The sequence below is a fragment of the Rhizobium sp. NZLR10 genome, assembly GCF_019685125.1.
GTDB lineage: Bacteria > Pseudomonadota > Alphaproteobacteria > Rhizobiales > Rhizobiaceae > Rhizobium.
Window position 1 is genome coordinate 1 of record NZ_JABDWE010000022.1, and the last position, 20,075, is coordinate 20,075.

The 20,075-nt window shown below is 62.5% G+C and carries 21 protein-coding genes; 13 read left to right on the forward strand and 8 right to left on the reverse strand.

Translation table 11 applies throughout. From position 1 onward, the window contains the following. The 7 genes from HJB82_RS26885 to HJB82_RS26915 all read right to left on the reverse strand — a co-directional run. Window positions 1–412 (reverse strand): ACT domain-containing protein (locus tag HJB82_RS26885; RefSeq protein WP_221142001.1); only part of this gene is annotated, 412 nt, incomplete at its 3' end. A 98-nt stretch (window positions 413–510) separates the two neighbouring features. After that, window positions 511–1,818 (reverse strand): type III glutamate--ammonia ligase, encoded by a 1,308-nt coding sequence (gene glnT, locus HJB82_RS26890; protein ID WP_207585328.1) that lies wholly within the window; start codon window positions 1,816–1,818, stop codon window positions 511–513. 80 nt (window positions 1,819–1,898) lie between these two features. Further along, window positions 1,899–3,227 carry an FMN-binding glutamate synthase family protein gene (locus HJB82_RS26895; protein WP_164015812.1) on the reverse strand — a complete coding sequence of 443 codons (1,329 nt, stop codon included), beginning with the start codon at window positions 3,225–3,227 and terminating at the stop codon, window positions 1,899–1,901. 14 nt (window positions 3,228–3,241) lie between these two features. Continuing rightward, a complete protein-coding gene (locus HJB82_RS26900; RefSeq protein WP_207585329.1) occupies window positions 3,242–3,928 on the reverse strand; it encodes a GXGXG domain-containing protein in 687 nt (228 codons plus the stop codon). Window positions 3,929–3,983: 55 nt separating this feature from the next. Next, window positions 3,984–4,889 carry a glutamine amidotransferase family protein gene (locus HJB82_RS26905; RefSeq protein WP_207585330.1) on the reverse strand — a complete coding sequence of 302 codons (906 nt, stop codon included), beginning with the start codon at window positions 4,887–4,889 and terminating at the stop codon, window positions 3,984–3,986. A gap of 89 nt (window positions 4,890–4,978) precedes the next feature. Next, window positions 4,979–5,662 (reverse strand): helix-turn-helix domain-containing protein, encoded by a 684-nt coding sequence (locus tag HJB82_RS26910; RefSeq protein ID WP_207585331.1) that lies wholly within the window; start codon window positions 5,660–5,662, stop codon window positions 4,979–4,981. A 70-nt stretch (window positions 5,663–5,732) separates the two neighbouring features. After that, window positions 5,733–6,692, reverse strand: coding sequence for a GlxA family transcriptional regulator (locus tag HJB82_RS26915; protein ID WP_207585332.1), 960 nt, complete (start codon window positions 6,690–6,692; stop codon window positions 5,733–5,735). Window positions 6,693–6,779: 87 nt separating this feature from the next. Here HJB82_RS26915 and HJB82_RS26920 point away from each other — a divergent pair, with 87 nt between their 5' ends. The 6 genes from HJB82_RS26920 to HJB82_RS26945 all read left to right on the forward strand — a co-directional run bounded on the left by HJB82_RS26920 (window position 6,780) and on the right by HJB82_RS26945 (window position 12,495). Then, complete coding sequence (locus HJB82_RS26920; protein WP_207585333.1) at window positions 6,780–8,030, forward strand: sarcosine oxidase subunit beta family protein; 1,251 nt, start codon at window positions 6,780–6,782, stop codon at window positions 8,028–8,030. 12 nt (window positions 8,031–8,042) lie between these two features. Continuing rightward, complete coding sequence (locus tag HJB82_RS26925; RefSeq protein WP_207585334.1) at window positions 8,043–8,324, forward strand: sarcosine oxidase subunit delta; 282 nt, start codon at window positions 8,043–8,045, stop codon at window positions 8,322–8,324. Beyond that, entirely contained in the window at window positions 8,321–11,278 is a 2,958-nt protein-coding gene (locus HJB82_RS26930; RefSeq protein WP_207585335.1) for a sarcosine oxidase subunit alpha family protein, read from the forward strand. The genes HJB82_RS26925 and HJB82_RS26930 overlap by 4 nt, the downstream gene beginning before the upstream one ends. Beyond that, complete coding sequence (locus tag HJB82_RS26935; RefSeq protein WP_221142002.1) at window positions 11,271–11,819, forward strand: sarcosine oxidase subunit gamma family protein; 549 nt, start codon at window positions 11,271–11,273, stop codon at window positions 11,817–11,819. Before HJB82_RS26930 ends, HJB82_RS26935 begins: the two co-directional genes overlap by 8 nt. 131 nt (window positions 11,820–11,950) lie before the next feature. Next, window positions 11,951–12,175 (forward strand): antitoxin MazE family protein, encoded by a 225-nt coding sequence (locus tag HJB82_RS26940; protein ID WP_207585337.1) that lies wholly within the window; start codon window positions 11,951–11,953, stop codon window positions 12,173–12,175. Continuing rightward, on the forward strand, window positions 12,172–12,495 hold the full coding sequence (locus tag HJB82_RS26945; RefSeq protein WP_207585338.1) for a type II toxin-antitoxin system PemK/MazF family toxin: 324 nt from the start codon (window positions 12,172–12,174) through the stop codon (window positions 12,493–12,495). Before HJB82_RS26940 ends, HJB82_RS26945 begins: the two co-directional genes overlap by 4 nt. A gap of 48 nt (window positions 12,496–12,543) precedes the next feature. Here the strand turns inward: HJB82_RS26945 and HJB82_RS26950 are convergent, their stop codons facing one another. Further along, window positions 12,544–13,833, reverse strand: coding sequence for a CpaF family protein (locus HJB82_RS26950; protein WP_246762889.1), 1,290 nt, complete (start codon window positions 13,831–13,833; stop codon window positions 12,544–12,546). A 492-nt stretch (window positions 13,834–14,325) separates the two neighbouring features. Here HJB82_RS26950 and HJB82_RS26955 point away from each other — a divergent pair, with 492 nt between their 5' ends. From HJB82_RS26955 to HJB82_RS26985, 7 genes are read left to right on the forward strand one after another with little or no spacing between them, the layout of a single operon-like run. Then, a complete protein-coding gene (locus HJB82_RS26955; protein ID WP_007628054.1) occupies window positions 14,326–14,529 on the forward strand; it encodes a hypothetical protein in 204 nt (67 codons plus the stop codon). 13 nt (window positions 14,530–14,542) lie between these two features. Then, window positions 14,543–15,106: a prepilin peptidase gene (locus HJB82_RS26960; RefSeq protein WP_207585339.1), complete on the forward strand. Its 564-nt coding sequence runs from the start codon at window positions 14,543–14,545 to the stop codon at window positions 15,104–15,106. Between the two features lie 5 nt (window positions 15,107–15,111). After that, on the forward strand, window positions 15,112–15,909 hold the full coding sequence (locus HJB82_RS26965; protein WP_207585340.1) for a TadE/TadG family type IV pilus assembly protein: 798 nt from the start codon (window positions 15,112–15,114) through the stop codon (window positions 15,907–15,909). Next, window positions 15,906–17,549, forward strand: a complete 1,644-nt coding sequence (locus HJB82_RS26970; RefSeq protein ID WP_221115556.1) for a pilus assembly protein TadG-related protein — start codon at window positions 15,906–15,908, stop codon at window positions 17,547–17,549. Before HJB82_RS26965 ends, HJB82_RS26970 begins: the two co-directional genes overlap by 4 nt. Next, window positions 17,521–18,201: a TadE/TadG family type IV pilus assembly protein gene (locus HJB82_RS26975; RefSeq protein WP_221115557.1), complete on the forward strand. Its 681-nt coding sequence runs from the start codon at window positions 17,521–17,523 to the stop codon at window positions 18,199–18,201. Before HJB82_RS26970 ends, HJB82_RS26975 begins: the two co-directional genes overlap by 29 nt. A gap of 1 nt (window position 18,202) precedes the next feature. Further along, on the forward strand, window positions 18,203–19,132 hold the full coding sequence (locus tag HJB82_RS26980; RefSeq protein ID WP_221142003.1) for a hypothetical protein: 930 nt from the start codon (window positions 18,203–18,205) through the stop codon (window positions 19,130–19,132). Next, on the forward strand, window positions 19,129–20,067 hold the full coding sequence (locus HJB82_RS26985; RefSeq protein ID WP_221142004.1) for a Flp pilus assembly protein CpaB: 939 nt from the start codon (window positions 19,129–19,131) through the stop codon (window positions 20,065–20,067). Before HJB82_RS26980 ends, HJB82_RS26985 begins: the two co-directional genes overlap by 4 nt. The last annotated feature ends 8 nt before the right edge of the window (window positions 20,068–20,075 follow it).

The window sequence follows — 20,075 nt, forward strand, 5'->3', positions numbered from 1 at the left end:
GGTGGAAGGGAATGTCGTGGTTGACCACGACCTTCTGGTAGTCGAAATGGTTGGAGACGACGCCGACGATGTCGATCGGCAGCGCGCCGATCTTCCAGCGGTAGAGCAGGTCGTTGAGACAATGGCCGAAGCGCGACACCATCAGCAGCACCTTCATGCGCTTCTCGCTGTCGTGAAACTCGTAATCCATCGAAAAGGGGGCGGCGACCGGTGGAAAATCGGCGCCGATCTCGGTGCCCGAAAGACCCTCTTCGGAAATGAAGCTGACGCGCATGAAGAACTTGCCGGTATCGAGATCGTCGAACTGTGAGCTGTCGATGATGTTGCAGCCCTTGTCGGCCAGATAACTCGAAATCGCCGCCACGATGCCGCGCGTCGACTTGCAGGATACCGTGAGTACGACGTTTTTCATGCTGTCTTTTCCTTCACGAGATCAGGTGCCGAGGATGCGATCACGCCGAGCTTGTCAGCCCGGCGTGTCGGCGGTCTTCGAAGACATCGGTCGGCCGCTCAGATGTCGAGCGTGCTGTCGCGTTCCCACTGGGTGAAATGCGAGCAGTAGGCATTCCATTCCCGATGCTTGAGCTTCAGGTAGGCGGAGGAAAATTCTGCCCCCATCGCCTGCTTCAGGCCCTCGTCGGCATCGTAGGCGCGTAGCGCATCGAGGAGGTTGAGGGGCAGGCGCGGCGCGTCCTTCACCAGATGCCCCTCGGCATACATGTCGATATCGTAGTGGCGGCCGGGGTCTGCCTGACTGCGGATGCCGTTAAGGCCGGCGGCGATGATGATCGCCTGCAGCAGGTAGGGATTAACAGCCCCGTCCGGCAGCCGCAGCTCGAAACGTCCCGGTCCCGGCACGCGCACCATGTGGGTGCGGTTGTTGCCGGTCCAGGTCACGGTGTTCGGCGACCAGGTGGCGCCCGATGTGGTACGCGGCGCGTTGATGCGCTTGTAGGAATTGACCGTCGGATTGGTGACCGCGGCAAGCGCAGAGGCATGTTTCATGATGCCTCCGAGGAACGTCTTACCCTGAGCCGAGAGCCCAAAGGCCATTTCCTTGTCGGCGAAGGCGTTGACCTTGCCATCGATGTCCCAAACCGAGATGTGGGCGTGGCAGCCATTTCCGGTCAGGCCCTTGAAGGGCTTCGGCATGAAGGTGGCGCGAAGGCCATGCTTTTCGGCGACCGACTTGACCATGAACTTGAAGAAGGAGTGCTTGTCTGCGGTCTGAAGCGCGTCGTCATATTCCCAGTTCATCTCGAACTGGCCGTTGGCATCCTCGTGGTCGTTCTGATAGGGCTTCCAGCCGAGCTCGAGCATGTAGTCGCAGATCTCGGCGATGACATCATAGCGACGCATCACGGCCTGCTGATCGTAGCAGGGCTTTTCGGCGGTATCGAACTGGTCCGAAATCACCGAACCATCCGCAGAGATCAGAAAGAACTCGGGCTCCACACCGGTTTTTACCCGCAGCCCTTCTTTCGCAGCCTCAGCAACCAGCCTTTTCAAGAGCACACGTGGTGCCTGTTCGACAGGCTGATCGTCCATCACGCAGTCGGCTGCGACCCATGCGACGTCTTTCTTCCATGGGAGCTGGATGACGGAGGACGCATCGGGAACCGCGAACAGGTCGGGATGGGCCGGCGTCAGATCGAGCCAGGTTGCAAAGCCCGCGAAGCCGGCGCCGTCTTTCTGCATATCGGCAATGGCTTGCGCCGGGACCAGCTTGGCGCGTTGGCCGCCGAACAGGTCGGTGTAGCTGATCATGAAATATTTGATGCCTTTTTCGGAGGCGTATTGCGAGAGGTCCAGTGTCACGTTTGTCCCCTTGTATTGATCTTAGACACTTGATGATGAAGCCGGTCGCATCCTCCCAAACGCGCCCGGCCGGTGTTTTTTTAGAAACCGGTCTTGCCGGGGATCCAGTTGGTGCCGGCGAGCGGCACTTGCGCCATGGCCGATGCCTCGATCGTCAATGCAACGAGGTCTTCCGGCTCGAGGTTATGCAGGTGGTTCTTGCCGCAGGCACGCGCGATCGTCTGCGCCTCGAGCGTCATGACCTTGAGATAGTTGGCAAGGCGGCGACCGGCCGCAATCGGGTCGAGGCGTTTTGCGAGCTCCGGATCCTGGGTGGTGATGCCGGCCGGATCCTTCCCTTCATGCCAGTCGTCATAGGCGCCGGCCGTCGTGCCGAGCTTTTGATATTCCTCTTCCCAGTGCGGATCATTATCGCCGATGGCGACGAGTGCCGCCGTGCCGATGGCGACCGCGTCGGCACCGAGCGCCAGCGCCTTGGCGACGTCGGCGCCGGAACGGATGCCGCCCGAAACGATCAGCTGCACCTTGCGATGCATGCCGAGATCCTGCAGCGCCTGGACGGCCGGACGAATACAGGCGAGTGTCGGCATGCCGACATTCTCGATGAAGACGTCCTGCGTCGCCGCCGTGCCGCCCTGCATACCGTCGAGCACGACGACGTCGGCACCCGCCTTCACGGCAAGGGCGGTGTCGTAATAGGGACGCGCGCCCCCGACCTTGACGTAGATCGGCTTTTCCCAATCGGTGATTTCGCGCAGCTCCATGATCTTGATTTCCAGATCATCGGGGCCGGTCCAGTCGGGATGGCGGCAGGCCGAGCGCTGGTCGATGCCCTTCGGCAGGTTGCGCATATTGGCAACGCGGTCGGAGATCTTCTGGCCGAGCAACATGCCCCCGCCGCCGGGTTTGGCGCCCTGGCCGACTACGACTTCGATGGCATCGGCGCGGCGCAGGTCTTTTGGGTTCATACCGTAGCGGGAGGGCAGATATTGGTAGACCAGCGTCTGCGAATGGCCGCGTTCCTCATCGGTCATGCCACCGTCGCCTGTCGTGGTCGAGGTGCCGGCGATGGTCGCACCGCGACCGAGCGCTTCCTTGGCATTGCCGGACAGCGCGCCGAAGCTCATGCCGGCAATGGTGATCGGCGTCTTGAGCGTGATCGGCTTCTTAGCGAAACGCGAGCCGAGGACGACTGTCGTGTCGCACTTTTCCCGATAACCTTCGAGCGGATAGCGCGAGATCGAGGCGCCGAGAAACAGCAGATCGTCGAAATGCGGAACCTTGCGCTTGGTGCCGGCACCGCGAATGTCATAGATACCGGTCGCCGCGGCGCGGCGGATTTCGGCAAGCGTATAGTCATCGAACGTCGCGGACTTGCGTGGCGGGGTATAAGGATTGTGATAGCTCATGGGTGTCCCTCGCTTCAGTACGCGTCGGCGTTGTCGATGTTGAAATTGTAGAGCTTGCGAGCCGAGCCGTAGCGCTTGAACTCTTCGGGCCTGACGTCAGTCACGCCTGCTTTGTCGAGCAACTCGGCAAGCTTTTCCAGATGCTCCGGCCTCATCTCTTTCTCGATGCAGTCGGAGCCGAGGCTCTTGACCTCGCCGCGGACAAAAAGCTTGGCTTCGTAGAGCGAATCCCCCAACGCATCGCCGGCGTCGCCGAGCACGACGAGATGGCCGGACTGGCCCATGAAGGCCGACATGTGGCCGATGCTGCCGTGAACGACGATGTCGATGCCCTTCATCGAAATGCCGCAGCGCGATGCTGCATTGCCCTTGATGACGAGCAGGCCGCCGCGGCCGGTGGCGCCGGCATACTGGCTGGCGTCGCCCTCGATGACGACGGTGCCGGACATCATGTTTTCGGCAACACCCGGACCGGCCGAACCGTGGACCGTGACCCTGCCGCCGTCATTCATGCCGGCGCAGTAATAACCGACCGATCCTTTGACGGCGACCGTGACGGGGCTGTCGATACCAACGGCAACGGAATGACTGCCGCGCGGGTTGATGACTTCGAATTCAGTGTCGTTGGCACCCTTGGAAAGGGCGTGCAGCGCGCTGTTCAGTTCGCGAAGAGGGGTGTTGGAAAGATCGAATGTCGGCATTGCATCCTCGTTGGTCCGGGAGACGGTTTGAGCCGCTCCTGCATTCAGGCGCCCCTCAGGCGGCCTTGTCGTGATCCCAGAAGTAAACGGTGGCCGGCTCCGGCTCCCAGACACGGGCGTTCTCGATGCCGGGAAGGTTGACCAGCGCGCGGTATTCCGAGCCGAAGGCGACATACTGGTCGGTCTCGGCCATGACGGCGGGCTTGCAGGCGATCGGGTCGCGCACCACCCCGAAGCCGGACTTGGTGCCGACGACGAAGGTGAAGAAGCCGTCAAGATCATCGAGCGCGCCGGTCAGTGCCTGGCCGAGATCCTTGCCCTTGGCCATTTCGGCCGTCAGATAGGCGGCGGCGACTTCGGAATCGTTCTGCGTCTCGAAGGTCATGCCTTCACGAACCAGTTCGCGGCGCAGGTTGTTGTGGTTGGACAGCGAGCCGTTGTGCACCAGGCACTGGTCGGCGCCGGTCGAGAACGGATGGGCGCCGAGCGTGGTGACCGCGGATTCCGTCGCCATGCGGGTATGGCCGATGCCATGGGTGCCGCTCATGGCGCGGACATCGAACCGCTTCACGACATCTTTCGGAAGACCGATTTCCTTGTAAATCTCGACGCTTTCGCCCGATCCCATCAGACGGACCGTCGGGCGGATCTCTTCGAGCGCCTTGCGCACGGTTCCAAGCTTGGAGGCATCAAGCTCGATGACCGCATGTGTGCTCTTGATCGACACCTCGGCTTTGATGCCGGCCTTCGCAAGGTCACCGGCGAGGCCTTCGAAGTCCACGCTGGGATTGGCGGACTGGATGGTAATTTTCGCTTTTCCCTCGGTGGAGCCGCCATAGATTGCGATGCCGGCTGAGTCCGGTCCGCGATCCGTCATGGTGATCAGCATATCCGAGAGCAGATTTCCCAGTTGAGGTTCAAGGCTCTTGTCCTTGAGGAACAATCCAACAATGCCGCACATAGCGTGTGCCTCCGTTCATGGTGAGAAAGGACTAGCAGGACTATTTGTCGACTTCAACTAGGAAGAATAAATTTTTCTTTTAAGGCAATTCAGCTTCTGGAGTTCTGCTGTGGATAGCTGATGATCGAGAGGTATTTGCTCGGCAGTTCCACCAGTTGTTCCGGCCCATGCGGCGCATCGGCATCGAAGAACAGGCTGTCGCCCGGCTGCATCTGGAAAAGCTGATCGCCATGGCGGTAGATGACCTCGCCTTCGAGCATGTAGAGAAATTCCATGCCCTCGTGCTGGAAGGTTGGGAAGGTGTCGGAATCGGCCGTCAGGGTGATGAGATAGGGTTCGACGATGACGCCGCTGGTATTATTGTCGATATGGCCGAGCAGATTATATTGATGGCCGGCGCGCGTGCCGCGCCGTTCGAGCTCGATGCCCTGCCCCGCCTTGACGAAGACGGCATTGCGCGGTTCCTCAAAGCGGCGGAAAAAGGCGGTCATCGGCACGCCCAGCGCCCGCGACAGCGATTGCAGCGTCGTCAGCGACGGCGAGATGTTGCCGTTCTCGATCTTCGACAGCATGCCGAGCGAAATGCCGGTCGCGGCCGCCAGATCGGTGACCGTGATGCCGAGTTTCTTGCGGTAGGCGCGCACCTCATGGCCGATCGCCATTTCGAGGTTGTTTTCCTTCGGCTCGCGAACAGCGTGTGGATCCTGGGAAAAGGGAGCGCGTTCGCTCTGCGCCTGTTCCAGTTGCTTCGCCGCTTCAAGCTTGGATTTCATGCTGCCGCCTTCGCGTTGTTCAGAGGCAACCCTATCGCCCTAGTGAAATTTTCTCAACCGTGAAGAAAACCTATTCGCGCCGCGCCTCACGCGGCGCGATGCCGTAGACTGTGCGGAACATCCGGGAAAAGTGGCTAAGACTGGAAAAGCCGGTGGCGACAGCGATCTCCGAGACGGAAAGCGGGCTCTGCTTCAGCAGGCGATGGGCATGCTGCAGCCTGATCCTATGATACTGATCGAGGAAGCTGGTCTTAAGATGGGCGGAAAAGAGCCGGTCGAGATGGCGGACGGTGACGCCGGCGATGCGCGCCATGGCGGCGCGGTCGAGCGGCATCTCGATCGTCTCCTCCATCCGTTCGAGAACGCTGAGCAGACCGGGATGGTGGACGCCGTAGCGTTCGGCGAGCGACGCGCGCTGGGGGGCGGCGGGCTCGTTGACCTCTGTGTGAAGATACCAGTCGCTGACGCGGCGGGCAAAATCCGGTCCCATGCGCTCGGCGATCAGCACATGCATCATGTCGAGCGGCGCGATACCGCCGCCGCAGGTGATCCGGTTGCCGTCGATCATGAAGCGCGCCTGGCGCGGCGACAGATCGGGAAAAGCCTCGAGAAGGGCGGCCGCATGTTCCCAGTGGATGGTAAAATCGCGGCCGGCCAGCAGTCCGGCCGCGGCCATCAGATAGGGCCCGCCCGAAATGCCGCCGATCCTCACACCTTCGCGCGATAGCTGCCGCAGACAGGCAAGCACGCCGGGATAACGCCAGTCGCGCGGCAAGCCGCCGGCGCAGACGAAGGCCGTGCCGAGGCCGGAACCCCTGGCCGGAAGCGGTTCTGCGGGCACGCTGACGCCCGAGGAGGAGCGCGCCGGCTCCCCGTCCGGCGAAAAGATCGACAGGCGATAGATTTCGCGCCCGGCCAGAAGGTTTGCCGCCCGCAACGGCTCGGTCGCCGAGGCATAGGACATCAGCGCGAATCCGGGGATCAGGATGAAGCCGATCTCCTGGACATTTTTACTATCGGTGGAGGACATGTCTCTTTTCTAACCATTCATGTCCTTATTGCGCAAGTCGATCGTGCTCTTTCTGGCATCATGCAGCGGTTCTTATCGGATTGACCCATGCGCTATTCCGCTCTTTCGATCTTTCTCAACGGCCTTCGCGGCAACAAAAGCTGGGCGCCCGCGTGGCGCGATCCGGCGCCGAAGCCGCATTACGACGTCATCATCGTCGGCGGCGGCGGTCACGGCCTTGCCACCGCCTATTATCTTGCCAAGGAATTCGGCATCACCAATGTCGCCGTCCTTGAAAAGGGGTATCTCGGCTCCGGCAACGTCGGCAGGAACACGACGATCATTCGCTCGAACTACCTGCTGCCCGGCAACAATCCCTTCTACGAACTGTCGATGAAGCTGTGGGAAGGCTTGGAGCAGGACTTCAACTTCAACGCCATGGTCTCGCAGCGCGGCGTCCTCAACCTCTTCCATTCCGACGCGCAGCGGGATGCCTATACGCGCCGCGGCAACGCCATGCGGCTGCACGGCGTCGATGCCGAGCTTCTCGACCGACAGGCGGTGCGCAAAAAACTGCCCTTCCTCGATTTCGACAATGCCCGTTTCCCGCTGATGGGCGCTTTGTACCAACCGCGCGGCGGCACGGTACGCCACGATGCGGTCGCCTGGGGTTATGCGCGCGGCGCCGACAGCCGCGGCGTCGATATTATCACCCAGTGCGAGGTGACCGGCATCCGCAGCGAAAACGGTAAGGTTACCGGCGTCGAGACCAGCAGGGGCTTCATCGGCTGCGGCAAGTTGGCGCTGGCGGCGGCCGGCAATTCCACCGTCGTCGCCGACATGGCCGGCCTTCGCCTGCCGATCGAAAGCCATGTGCTGCAGGCCTTCGTCTCCGAAGGGCTGAAACCCTTCATAGACAATGTCGTCACCTTCGGCGCCGGCCATTTCTACGTCTCCCAGTCGGACAAGGGCGGGCTCGTCTTCGGCGGCGATATCGACGGTTATAATTCCTATGCCCAGCGCGGCAATCTGGCCTCGGTCGAGCATGTCGCCGAAGCCGGGCTGGCGATGATCCCTTCCCTGTCGCGGGTGCGTTACCTGCGCTCATGGGGCGGGGTGATGGACATGAGCATGGATGGCTCGCCGATCATCGACCGCACCCATATCGACAATCTCTATCTCAATGCCGGCTGGTGTTACGGCGGCTTCAAGGCGACGCCCGCCTCCGGCTTCTGCTACGCCCATCTGATCGCCCGCAACACGCCGCATCAGACGGCCCGCGCCTTCCGGCTCGACCGGTTCGCCCGCGGCTATCCGATCGACGAAAAGGGCGTCGGCGCCCAGCCCAATCTGCACTGAGGACATTTGACGATGGCAAGCCTGATTTCATGTCCCCATTGCGGCGCCCGGCCCAAGGAGGAATTCTCGATCCGCGGCGATGCCGGCCTTATCAGACCGGCGCCGGATGCCGGCGTGGAGGCCTGGTTCGACTATGTCTATCTGCGCGACAATCCGCGTGGCAGCCACAGCGAATACTGGCACCATTCCTCTGGATGCCGCCGCTGGCTGATCGTCGAACGTGATACCGTCACCCATGTGGTTCATGGCGTCAGGGATGCCGCGCTTTCGAAGCTTGGCGGGGACCTGGCATGACGAGCTTCCGTCTTTCCTCCGGCGGGCGCATCGACCGCGCCACGACACTCGGCTTCACTTTCGACGGCAAGGCGCTCGCAGGCCATCCGGGTGATACGCTCGCCTCGGCGCTGCTTGCCAACGGCATCCAACTCGTCGGCCGCAGTTTCAAATACCACCGCCCGCGCGGTATCCTGACGGCCGGGGCTGCCGAACCGAACGCGCTGGTCACGACAGGCAGCGGCGGCCGAACCGAGCCCAATACGCGCGCGACGATGATCGAGCTTCACCAGGGGCTGGCGGCCAAGAGCCAGAACCGCTGGCCCTCGCTCGGTTTCGATGTCGGCGCCGTCAACGGGCTGCTCTCGCCCTTCCTCAGCGCCGGCTTCTACTACAAGACCTTCATGTGGCCGGCGGCGCTGTGGGAAAAGCTCTACGAGCCGGTGATCCGCAAAGCGGCGGGCCTCGGCAGAGCCTCCTATGAGGCCGATCCCGATGCCTACGAGAAATGCTGGGCGCATTGCGATCTGCTGGTGATCGGCGCCGGTGCTGCCGGCCTTGCCGCGGCACTCACCGCCGGCCGCGCCGGCGCCCGCGTCATCCTCGCCGACGAAGGGCCCGAACTCGGCGGCAGCCTGCTTTCCGATAGCGGCACGATCGAGGGCAAGCCGGCAGACATGCTTCTCGGCGAGCTGCTGGCAGAGCTGGAAGGGCTTTCGAATGTGCGCCGCCTGCCGCGCATGACCGTGTTCGGCTGGTACGACGATAATGTTTTCGGCGCCGTCGAACGGGTGCAGAAGCATGTGGCGATGCCCGATCCGGACCGTCCGGTCGAACGCTTGTGGCGCATCGTCGCCCGCCAGGCGATCCTGGCGACAGGCGCCGAGGAGCGGCCCCTGGTCTTCGGCGGCAACGATATTCCCGGCGTGATGATGGCCGGCGCCATGCGCAGCTATCTCAACCGGCAGGCAGTGGCCCCAGGCAAAAGCACGGTAATCTTCACCACCGACGATTCTGGTTACCGCACCGCCGCCGACCTTGAAGCCGCCGGCCTTCAGGTCGCGGCGATCGTCGACAGCCGCGCCGATGCGGGCAAGGGCTGGCAGGGCCGCGCCGAGGTGCTGAAGGGCGCCCGGGTGATCGACGCGTTTGGTGGCCAGCGCCTCAACGGCGTCAGCGTCGAAACCGCAAACGGCACCCGCCGCATCGACGCCGATGCGCTTGCCATGTCGGGCGGCTGGAGCCCGATCATCCATCTTGCCTGCCATCGCGGCGGCAAGCCGCAATGGTCGGACGAGACCGCGGCGTTTCTGGCGCCGGCCGGACAGGACGGTCTTGCCGTTGCCGGCTCGGCTGCCGGTCTTGCCGAAACCGCGGCCTGCCTCGGTGATGGCGCCGCAAAGGCAGCTGCCGCGTTGAAGGCGATTGGCTTCACAGCGGCGGAACCGGCCTTTGCCGTAGCTTCCGAGACGGTTGCCCCGGCAAAGCCGCTCTGGTCGGTCAAGGGTTCGAAGGGCAAGGCTTTCGTCGATTATCAGAACGACGTGCATCTCAAGGATCTCGGCCTTGCCGTGCGCGAAGGCTACGGCCATGTCGAGCTCGCCAAGCGTTATACGACGAGCGGCATGGCGACCGACCAGGGCAAGCTTTCCCACATCAACGCCATCGGCATCCTGGCCGAGGCGCGCGGCGTGTCGCCGGCCGAGGTGGGAACGACAACCTTCCGGCCCTTCTATACGCCGGTCTCCTTCGGTGCTTTGACCGGGACATCGCGCGGCAAACATTTCCAGCCGGGGCGCAAATCGCCGCTGCATGGCTGGGCTGAGAAGAACGGCGCGGTCTTCGTCGAAACCGGCCTCTGGTACCGTTCCTCCTGGTTCCCGCGCGCCGGCGAAACGACATGGCGCGACAGCGTCGATCGCGAAGTGCTGAACATCCGGAGGAATGCCGGCCTCTGCGACGTCTCGACCCTCGGCAAGATCGAAATCTTCGGCCGCGATGCCGCGGCCTTCCTCGACCGCATCTATTGCAACGGCTTCGCCAAGCTTGCCGTCGGCAAGGCGCGTTATGGCATCATGCTACGCGAGGACGGCTTCATCTATGACGACGGCACCACCAGCCGCTTCAGCGACGAGCATTTCTTCATGACGACGACGACGGCGCTTGCCGCCGGCGTGCTCACCCATCTCGAATTTTGCGCCCAGACGCTATGGCCGGAACTCGACGTCTGCTTCGCCTCGTCGACCGATCAATGGGCGCAGATGGCCGTTGCCGGGCCGAAGTCGCGCGCCATCCTTTCGGAGATCGTCGACGAGGATCTATCGGATGCGGCCTTCCCGTTCATGAGCGCCCGAAAGGTTTCGCTGTTCGGCGGCCGCCTCGAAGGCCGGCTCTTCCGCATCTCCTTCTCGGGCGAACTCGCCTACGAGCTTGCGGTGCCGGCCGGTTACGGCGAGGACGTTGCCGACGCGATCATGGCGGCGGGCGAGAAACACGGCATCTGCGCCTATGGCACCGAAGCGCTCGGCGTTCTGCGCATCGAGAAAGGCCATGTCACCCATGCCGAGATCAACGGCACGGTCACACCAGGCGATCTTGGCTTCGGCCGCATGGTGTCATCGACCAAGCCGGATTTCATCGGCAAGGCGATGCTCGCCCGCGAAGGCCTGCAGGACCCGGAACGGCCGCGCCTCGTCGGCGTCAAGCCGCTCAATCCGGCAAGCGGCTTTCGCACCGGCTCGCATATCCTTGTCGAGGCTGATGCAGCGACGCTCGAAAACGACCAGGGCTACGTCACATCAAGCGCATTCTCGCCGACGCTCGGCCATACGATCGGCCTGGCTCTGGTCAGGCGCGGGCCGGAGCGCATCGGTGAAAAGGTGACGGTCTGGAACGGCCTGCGCAACGAATATACCGATGCGGTGCTCTGCCATCCTGTCTTCGTCGATCCTGAAAACGAGAAGCTCCATGCTTGATCTTCCTCAGCACAGACCGGTTCTCGCCGGGGCAGCATATGTCGGTATCTCAGCGGCAGACATCCGGCTGGAAGCCTTGCCGGAAGGCCATCTGCTACACGTACTGGGCACGATCGAGCCGGCGGCACTTGCCGCCGAACTGGTCAAAGCCGGCTTTGCAAACAGTTCGATCCGCAAGGCCGGCTTCCGGCAATGGTTCGTCGCCGGCGACGAGCCGCTTACGCCCGCCGGTCTCGATACTCTTACGGCAGCGCTTGCCGGAAAAGCCTTCGTCATGGACCAAAGCCACGGACGTGTCCGCATCGGCGTTTCCGGCCGGTCTTCGCGGCTGCTTCTTGCAAAGGGCACCGCCGTCGATCTCGATCCTGCCATCTTCCCGGAAGGTCGTTCGGCGATGGCGATGGTCGGTCATCTCTCGGTGCAGATCGCCCGCACCGGCGATGACAGCTTCGAGCTGACGGTTCTGCGCAGCTTCGCCGAAAGTCTCTGGGACGAACTCACCCATATGGCGGCGAGTGCCGAAAAGGATGGCGGCGTATAAGGGCCGTCCTTCCCGCCAATACCGAGCGCATTGCATCTCTCTCCAGATGTCCGCGCAGCCCTGACCGCCGGCAGATTGACATGGCAATACCGGGTTCTTATGTTACATGTAACGCGGCAATGGAGTTCGTCATGGCAACGCCGGTCAACGAAAGAGTTCAAAAGCGCCGCGAGGCTTTGCGGGCCGCTGGACTGCGTCCCGTGCAAATATGGGTTCCGGATACCCGTCGCCCTGGTTTTGCCGACGAATGCCATCGTCAGTCCGTTCAGACAGCTCTTGCCGATGCAGGCGATCGCGATTTGCAGGATTTCCTCGATGCCGCTCTCGCCGACATGGACCATGATGGTGAAGCGTGAGGCGCGGTGACATCGTAACCGTTGCCATCACCGGCGATTTCGGCAAACCGCGTCCGGCGCTCATCATCCAGGCGGATCAGTTTGACGCAACCGGCACGGTTACCGTGCTGCCGATTTCCGGCACCCTCATCGACGCGCCGCTCATTCGGCCGACAATCGAGCCGACAGCGCTCAGCGGTTTGCGCAAAGCCTCGCAGGTGAAGGTGGACAAAAGCATGTCGGTGAAACGGGAACGAATTGGGCCGATAATCGGTCGCCTGGAAGACGATGCTCTCTTGGCAGTCACAAGATCGCTCGCCGTGTTTTTGGGTATCGCCTAACCGTAAATCCTAACTCGCTTTCCACCAGGCGGCGTCCGCCGATGGACTTCAAGCCGTTTCCCGCGCGGCGGCACCTATCCATTCGGGGCGTTCTGCGCCTTGCAGCTCTTCGATCGCATCGGCGGCAAAGCTCGGCACGACACCGGTCCACAGCAATGCGCCGTCGGGATTGGAATGGCCGTCGCCCTCGAGCTTGTAGATGCTCTCGACGATATATTGGCCGTCATTGTTCAGGCCCTTGATCTCGGAAATCTCGATCACCCGGCGTCTCCCGGTGCGCTTGAAACGGGCGATCTGCACGACGACGTCGACCGCCGAGGCGATCTGGGCGCGCAGCGGCCGGAGCGGCATGTCGATATCCGACATCAGCGCCAGCGTCTCCAGCCGGTGCAGGGAGTCGTAGGGCGTGTTCGCGTGAACCGTCGAAAGGCTGCCGCTATGGCCTGATGTCATCGCCTGGATCATATCCAGCGCCTCGCCGCCGCGGCACTCGCCGACGATGACGCGGTCGGGCCGCATGCGCAGCGATGAGCGGAACAGGTCGCGGATGCTGGCGCCGCCGCGGCCGAAACGGTCGGGCTTGGTGACTTCGAGATAGACGACGTGTTCCTTGCGGATCTGCAATTCGGACGTGTCTTCGATGACGATGATGCGCTCGTGGTCGGCAAAGGCCTCCGACAGCGCGTTCAGCATCGTCGTTTTGCCGGTGCCGGTGCCGCCGGAAATGATGACGTTCTTCTGCAGCCCGACGGCCGCCTGCAGCAGCGATAGCGACCCCTCGGTCAGGCTGCCCTGGGTGACGAGGTCGCGGATGCTGCGATGTTCTTTCAAAAAGCGGCGAATGGAGATGCAGAGCCCGGTGCGGGACGCGGGCGGCTGAATCATCTGCACGCGCGAGCCATCCGGCAAACGCGCTTCGACGCTCGGCTCCTCCGGCGTCAGTCGCTTGCCGGAGAATTGCGCGATGCTGCGCGCAGCCGATTCCAGGTCCTCGCGGCTGGCAAAACGCGTATCGGCGCGTTCGAGCTTGCCGCGCCTTTCGACGAAGATGTTGGATGTCCCATTGATCAGGATTTCGGAAACGCTCGGATCATCGAGCAGGAAGCGGATCGGGCCCAAGAGCTTGTCCAGTGCCCGGGTCAGGACCTGGAAGGTCGCCTGTTCGGCGGCGTCGTCGGAAACGGCCTTCATCAGAGCGGCATCCCCACAAGAACCGTGCTCATGCCGAACAATGTCGCCATCATCTGGACCGCGGTCGGAAAGAACATCATCAGTGGAATGAGGACCAATGCAAGTATCAAGATGCTGCTCATCGTTTCCATCGTTTTCTCTCCGGATCGACTAGCGGATCATACCCGCCATTGCAGGAAAGCTTAATCCAGATCGTCAAGCAACGCCATGGCCGCGTCGCGCTGAGACAGCCCAGATGACCCCTGCAGGCGCCTTCTTCTATCACCTTGAAAGAATTGACCAATTATGGAGCAGTAGACAAGTCGCCACAAGATCGTCGCAGACTTCCCTTCTTGAGGTAAAACTGCAGCGTATTCAATCGGTTAGTTGCGAAATCCCGGCGTCAACTCCGTTTTCCCACGCCATGCCTCCAAGGCAATTGGAACCCTTCGTTTCGTTTGCTTGACGGAGGGCTGGCCTTGGGCGCACTCTTGGGTCTTAATGGTGTTGCTCAACAAGCGTTGGCCGCCGGGGAAGAAAAGCTGAAGCAGAACATATCATTGGAACGAGCAACGTGCTCGTTCGGATCGATACCGTATGCTTGGTAATCTTCTCTCAGGTCTTCGATCCGAAACAACCCTAGGAACGAGGAATACGCAGATGTTTGGAAAACTCAAGACACTCGCAATTGCACTTCACCAGGACGAGCGCGGCGACATGGCCCAGATCGTTCTCGCCGTCGCCCTGATCGTCATTCCGCTGATGCTGATCCTGCTCGCATTCGGCAAACAGATCGGCGAATGGTTCAACGAAAAGAACACGGCGCTCTCGGATGCCGAGAGAATTCCCGAGCCGGGTCAATAAGTGGGCCGGGATCATGGATACGACCTATGATCTGACCCTGATGCCTGCGGCGGCGGCTCTTGCCGTCGCCTGCGCCACGACCGCGGCGGTGCTCGATCACCGCCAGGGTCACATCCCGAACGCCGTGACCTATCCCTGCTTGCTTGCCGGCTTCATGCTGGCGGCAGTCAGCGGCGGTCTGGCCGGGATCGGCCTTGCCTTCGCCGGCCTCATTGCGGCCGGCATGATCTTCATCATCGCCTTCGCAGCCGGAAGCTGCGGCGGCGGCGATGTCAAGCTGATGGCGGCGCTCGGCGCCATTCTCGGCCTCTGGCCGGCCATCGACGTGACGCTTGCATCGCTGATGGTCGGCGGCGTGATCGCCGTCTTCTCGATGGCGCGGCGTGTTCAGTGGAGCGTGCTGGCCAGGACCGTCGGATTGTTCGCCCTGCTTCTGCCTGCCGGTTTCCGCGATGCCGCTTCGGTGCTGAAGCCACGCGAGACACATCATACCGTCCGCTTCGGCGTTGCTGCCGCTCTCGGACTTCTCTGGTGCCTTTTCATGCCTGATTTCACCCCTCTTTCACTCGTGAGGTAACGGCAATGCGCGCTGAACTCGAACGCCCCATCTTCGACGGTGCCTTCTGGAGTTCGATCCTGCACTCACGGACCTTCTGGATCCCTGAGGATCACGGCGCGCTCTTCGGGACCTTTGCGATTGCGATGATTTTGCTTGCCTCGATGCTGCTGCTGCCGCGGCTTTCCGCCCGCCGGCGCCGGATATCGGAGCTGCACGGCGATATCTCCGGCAGCACGACGATGATGGATTTCGTGCTCGTCACCCCGGTCTTCGTCTTCTTCATGTTCGTGGTGTTCCAATTCGCGATCCTGGCCAAAAACCACCTCTTCACCCATTATGCCGCTTATGCGGCGGCCCGCAGTGCCCGGGTCTATTTCTGCCCGGCCCTGCCGATCACCCTCCGGAGCTTCATCGACGCCAAGACCTGCGATGACGACGCTGCCCCGGGGAAGGCCGATCTTGCCGCCCGCCTGGCATTGATCCCGGCCGCCCCCTACGACCAGCTGAAATGTGTCGGCGCCTGTCAGCCGCCGGAAGAGGCGCTGAAAAGCCTTGCCGATGCCTCCGGCCTTTCGAAGAACTGGCGCGCAATGCGCAACCAGGCTCGCTACATGTTCGACCCGCAGAACGTCACGGTGACCGTCGACCGCGCGCCTATGGCGCTCTATGCCGCCATCAACCGCTCGCCGCATGTGCCGGTGACCGCCAGGGTCGAAGCGCGCTTCCTGCTGCTCGAATATGCCGGCTGGGTCTTTGCCCGCGGCCAGAGGAAAGACGGCCGCTACTACACGATCTCGACGGCGGAGGTGAACCTGCTATGACGCCGACCCTGATCAAACGCCTGCACCGCGACGAACGCGGCTTCCTGTCGCCGATCATCCTCTACATGACGATCGCGCTCGCCCTGATGATCGTATGGATCCTGAATACGGGACAGTTGATCTACGACAAGCAGCGCACCCAGGACACGGCAGACGCTGCCGCTATGGTCCATGCCGACTGGGAAGCGCGCTATCTCAACATCATGGCGATGAACAACGTCGCCTCCTCGCAGGCAACCGTGGTCATGGCGACCTCGGTCGCCTTCCAGCTCACCTCGGCGGAACTGGCGCTGCGCTCGGGCGTCATTTTGGCGAAACTCGCCGAATACTCTTTCACGGACGGCTTCGGACCGGCGTCGCTTCTGCCGCCGCTTCCGCCGATGCCCTATTGCCCCGGCTGGGAAAAGGTCCCGATCGTCGGCGGCATCATCTACGGCGCTTGCCTGGCTTTCCAGGGGTTCCGGGCGACGGAGGCCAGTCTTGCGATTGCATACACGGTAAAAGCACAGATCGATTATGATCCCTGGGGCCTGATCGTGAAGTCTAGCGACATCATCGACGCGATGAACGACCTCAATGACTACCTGGTCGAGAGCTTTCCGCAGCGGGTCGGCAATGAGGCCCTGCATCTGGTGCGCCTGAACAAGTCGGATCATGTCGTCTTCCATCCGCCGTGCGTATCCTGCGACCAGGCCGGAGAAGGTGCGGGCGGTAACCTGCCGGTCGATCGCGATGGCATCAATCCCGCCTCGGCCTATGCTGAAATGTGCCTTGCGATGAGCAGGGGTACGGAGGGACAGGACCCGTTTCTGATGCGTGGCGAGTATGCCAACCGCGGCTTCCCCAACGGCAAGGGCCCGCTGACCGCGGGCGGAGTCGACGGCAGCCATATTCGCGACTTTGTCAACCACAAGAGTGGCATCGACAATGCACTGGTGAACTTCTACATCTTTTACGAAGCCTTCGGCCCGGCCTACCTGAGCAAGGTCCCGTTCAAGGCAATCGTCGAACAATTCGCCGGTGATCTCAGCTGGCTGGAAGAAGCAGCCCTCGATGTCAGCTTCTGGCTGGCGGACAAGGTCTTCGGTGTCGGGTTCGGCATCGTGAACCCCTTCCAGCTGCCGATCGACGTGCCGCCGCGCTATTCGGACTCACAGACAAAAGATGAGAACGATTTCACCCGCAAGTTCGACATGATCTGGAACCAGGTCTGCGGCCCGGCGGGTGGCGCGATCTCCGTGGCGGGTGTTGACCTGCCGGTCATCTCCTTCCCCAAGCCTTACTGGCTGAAGGGACGCATACCCTTCAACTTCACGCCGTTTGGCGGCGAACAACTCGACGACTACCAGACACTGGCGATCGTTTCACGCGCGCCGCGCGCCCGGCTGCAGATCCGCATCTTCAAGGACAAGACGGCATCCGCCTATGCCTTGGCGCAGAGCTGGGTCCACAACTATACGGCCTTCGATCTCTACACCCAGGACTGGCTGGCATCGCTTGCGCCTGCCACGCTTGCCGACGATACCGGCGAGGTTTCGAACACCATCAAGCAGAGCCCGGCCGCCGATAGTTTCACCGGCCTGACCCGCGTCTTCGACAAGGGAGGAGCCAATGCCTGGGCTGCCGTCAACACACACTGAACATGCCGGCGGCGCGCCGGCCGGCGGCCTGCTGATGCGGCTGCATCGCGACAGGCGCGGCCTGGCCTCGATCGAATTCGTGCTCGCAGCACCGGTCATCCTGCTGATCGTGATCTTCATGATCCACGCAAACCGGATTTCCACCAAGAAGGTGGGAACCATGCTTGCCATGCGCAACGCCGCTTTCGCCGAGGCGAATGGGCTGGACTGCACGTCGGATTTCTCCAACGTCTTTCCAATCCCGTCCCTGCCGGCGCTGCCCGGAAGTGACGCCATGAGCTGCTCGCGCACGCCCTCGCATGAAGGCGACGGCGACCCTCAGCGCACCTTTGTCTGGGACGACGTCCAGAACACGCTGAAGAGCGACGGTCGCGATTTCGGCGATATGGTCGGCGACCTCGCCAATGAGAAGCCGCAGCTGGTCACCGCGACGGCCGACCGGGTCTACAAGTTCAGGGATTCCGACGACCTCGATACGATCAGGAGCATCCGCTGGAAGGATGCGTTCACGGTGGACGACGCAACGCTGTTTGCCTCGCACAACAACAATACGACGCGCCGAGGCTATGACCCGACACTGCGCCGGGAAATCCGCGATGTGGCCGACGATTCCGGCGATCTCTTCGACGGCGTCTTTCCGGGAGCGAAATAGGATGAGACAGGGAGCGCGCATCTCCATCCGTTTCGCCGGTCATCTCACTGGTTTGGCGCTCGTCATCGGGCTCGCTGCCATGGTCGTGGCCAAACCAGGCCATGCGGAGGTCTACAAGGATTTCCGGGCGACGCTGAATTCGATGCTGGCCGGCATTCTCGGCGCACCGGAACGCTCGCCGCGCGATCTGGTCATCAACGGCCAGCCGCTTGAATTCACCCCCTACCAGAGCGATCACAGCATTTCCGATATCACCGACGAATGGCTGCGGGTGCTGGCCGCCGATACCCGGCCTGCCCTGCCGAAAAGCAACGACAAGCAAGAACTGACCGCGGTCATTGCCGCCAACATGCTGATCGTCCCGAAGACCAGCCGCATCCGCGACGATCTCGCCGTGGTGGTTCGGTTCTTCGACGGCGACGGCGAGGCAGCCCTCGATTATCTCAGACGGCAGGACCCGGCAAATCCCTCGGCGAGAGCACCGATCCCCGGCGTCTCGATCATGATCCGCCGGCCCGCCGATGCGCCGGTGACAGAGGTGCTGATGAGCCGCTTCGAGGACGTCGCTTCGTCCCTGCCGGCCTTCGCGGCTTCGGCCGATGTCAGCAAGCTGCCGCCGTCGCTGCGTCCGCCGGCCGGCGTCGAGGTGCTGAGCGATATCGGCGACCGCGACAAGGGCCACACGTCGCGCACGGTCGTGTCGAAAGGCCGGCTATCGGCCGTACGCTGGGCCGATGCGCGCGCCGAGCTGCTGGCCCGCGACGGCTTCACCATCGAGGCGCCGCCGGCTGAGCGTGGCGGGGTCACTGCCCTTTATGGCCGGCGCGGCAGCGTCGAGGCCAATGTTCTCTACACCAGCAGCAAGACCGACGGCCGGACCGTCGAGGTCATTCAAATCAGGCAACCCTTCCTCGAAGGAACAACACCATGAACTGGAAGCTCATCGCGGCTGTCATCGTCGGGCTCATCACCGGCGTTCTGCTCTACTTCTGGACCGAGAGCGTCAAGAACGAGCAGGTAGCCTATGCCTTCATGCGGCTCCAGCCCGACAGAAAGGTGACGCGAGGTCAGGCGATCACGCCCGACATGCTCGCCGAACCGGTGATGCTGCCGGAAAGCTTCGGGGCGCTCGCCAAGCTCGCGGTTCCCGCGGCTAGCGCTTACCAGGAATGGCTGAAGGACAGGACGGCCGCCGCCGATATTCCGGCCGGCTCGGTGCTGCTGTTCCAGTATTTCGACGATAATGACGGCGGACGCCTGACGACGATGATCGCGCCCGGCAAGCGGGCGCTCACCCTTCCCGTCAATGCGGCCGCAGCCGTCGGCCACTTCGTCGAGCCGGGCAGCTATGTCGATATCCTCGGCACGGTCGACGAACCGGTCGAACCCGTAGCGCCTGCCGCTGCACCCCAGCCGGGAACCCCCGGCCAGGCGCCTGCCGCGCCCGGACAGGCCCCGACTGTGGCCGGACAGCCGCAGGCTCCGGCCCAGCCGCAGTCGCCGGCCGAGCAGATGCTGAAGAACTATCTCACCCAATATCCAGGCGCCGACGAGAATGACGTCAACGCCTACCGCAAACAGGCGCAAGACTATAAACTCGGCATGAGCTCGCGCACCCGCGTCGTCACCCGCACCTTCCTGCAGAATGTCAAAGTGCTGGCCGTCGGCGCGGCGACGACGGCGGAAGGTGCCATTACCAAGGCCAACAGCACGTACAATAACGTGACCGTCGAAGTGACACCGTCGGAAGCCGAAATGCTGATTTTTGCCATGGGCCAATCGAACGGCAGTCTGAACCTCGTGCTGCGCAATCCCGCTGACAATACCGTCGAGGAACTGCCGAGCATCAACTGGACGCGTATGTGACCGTCGCG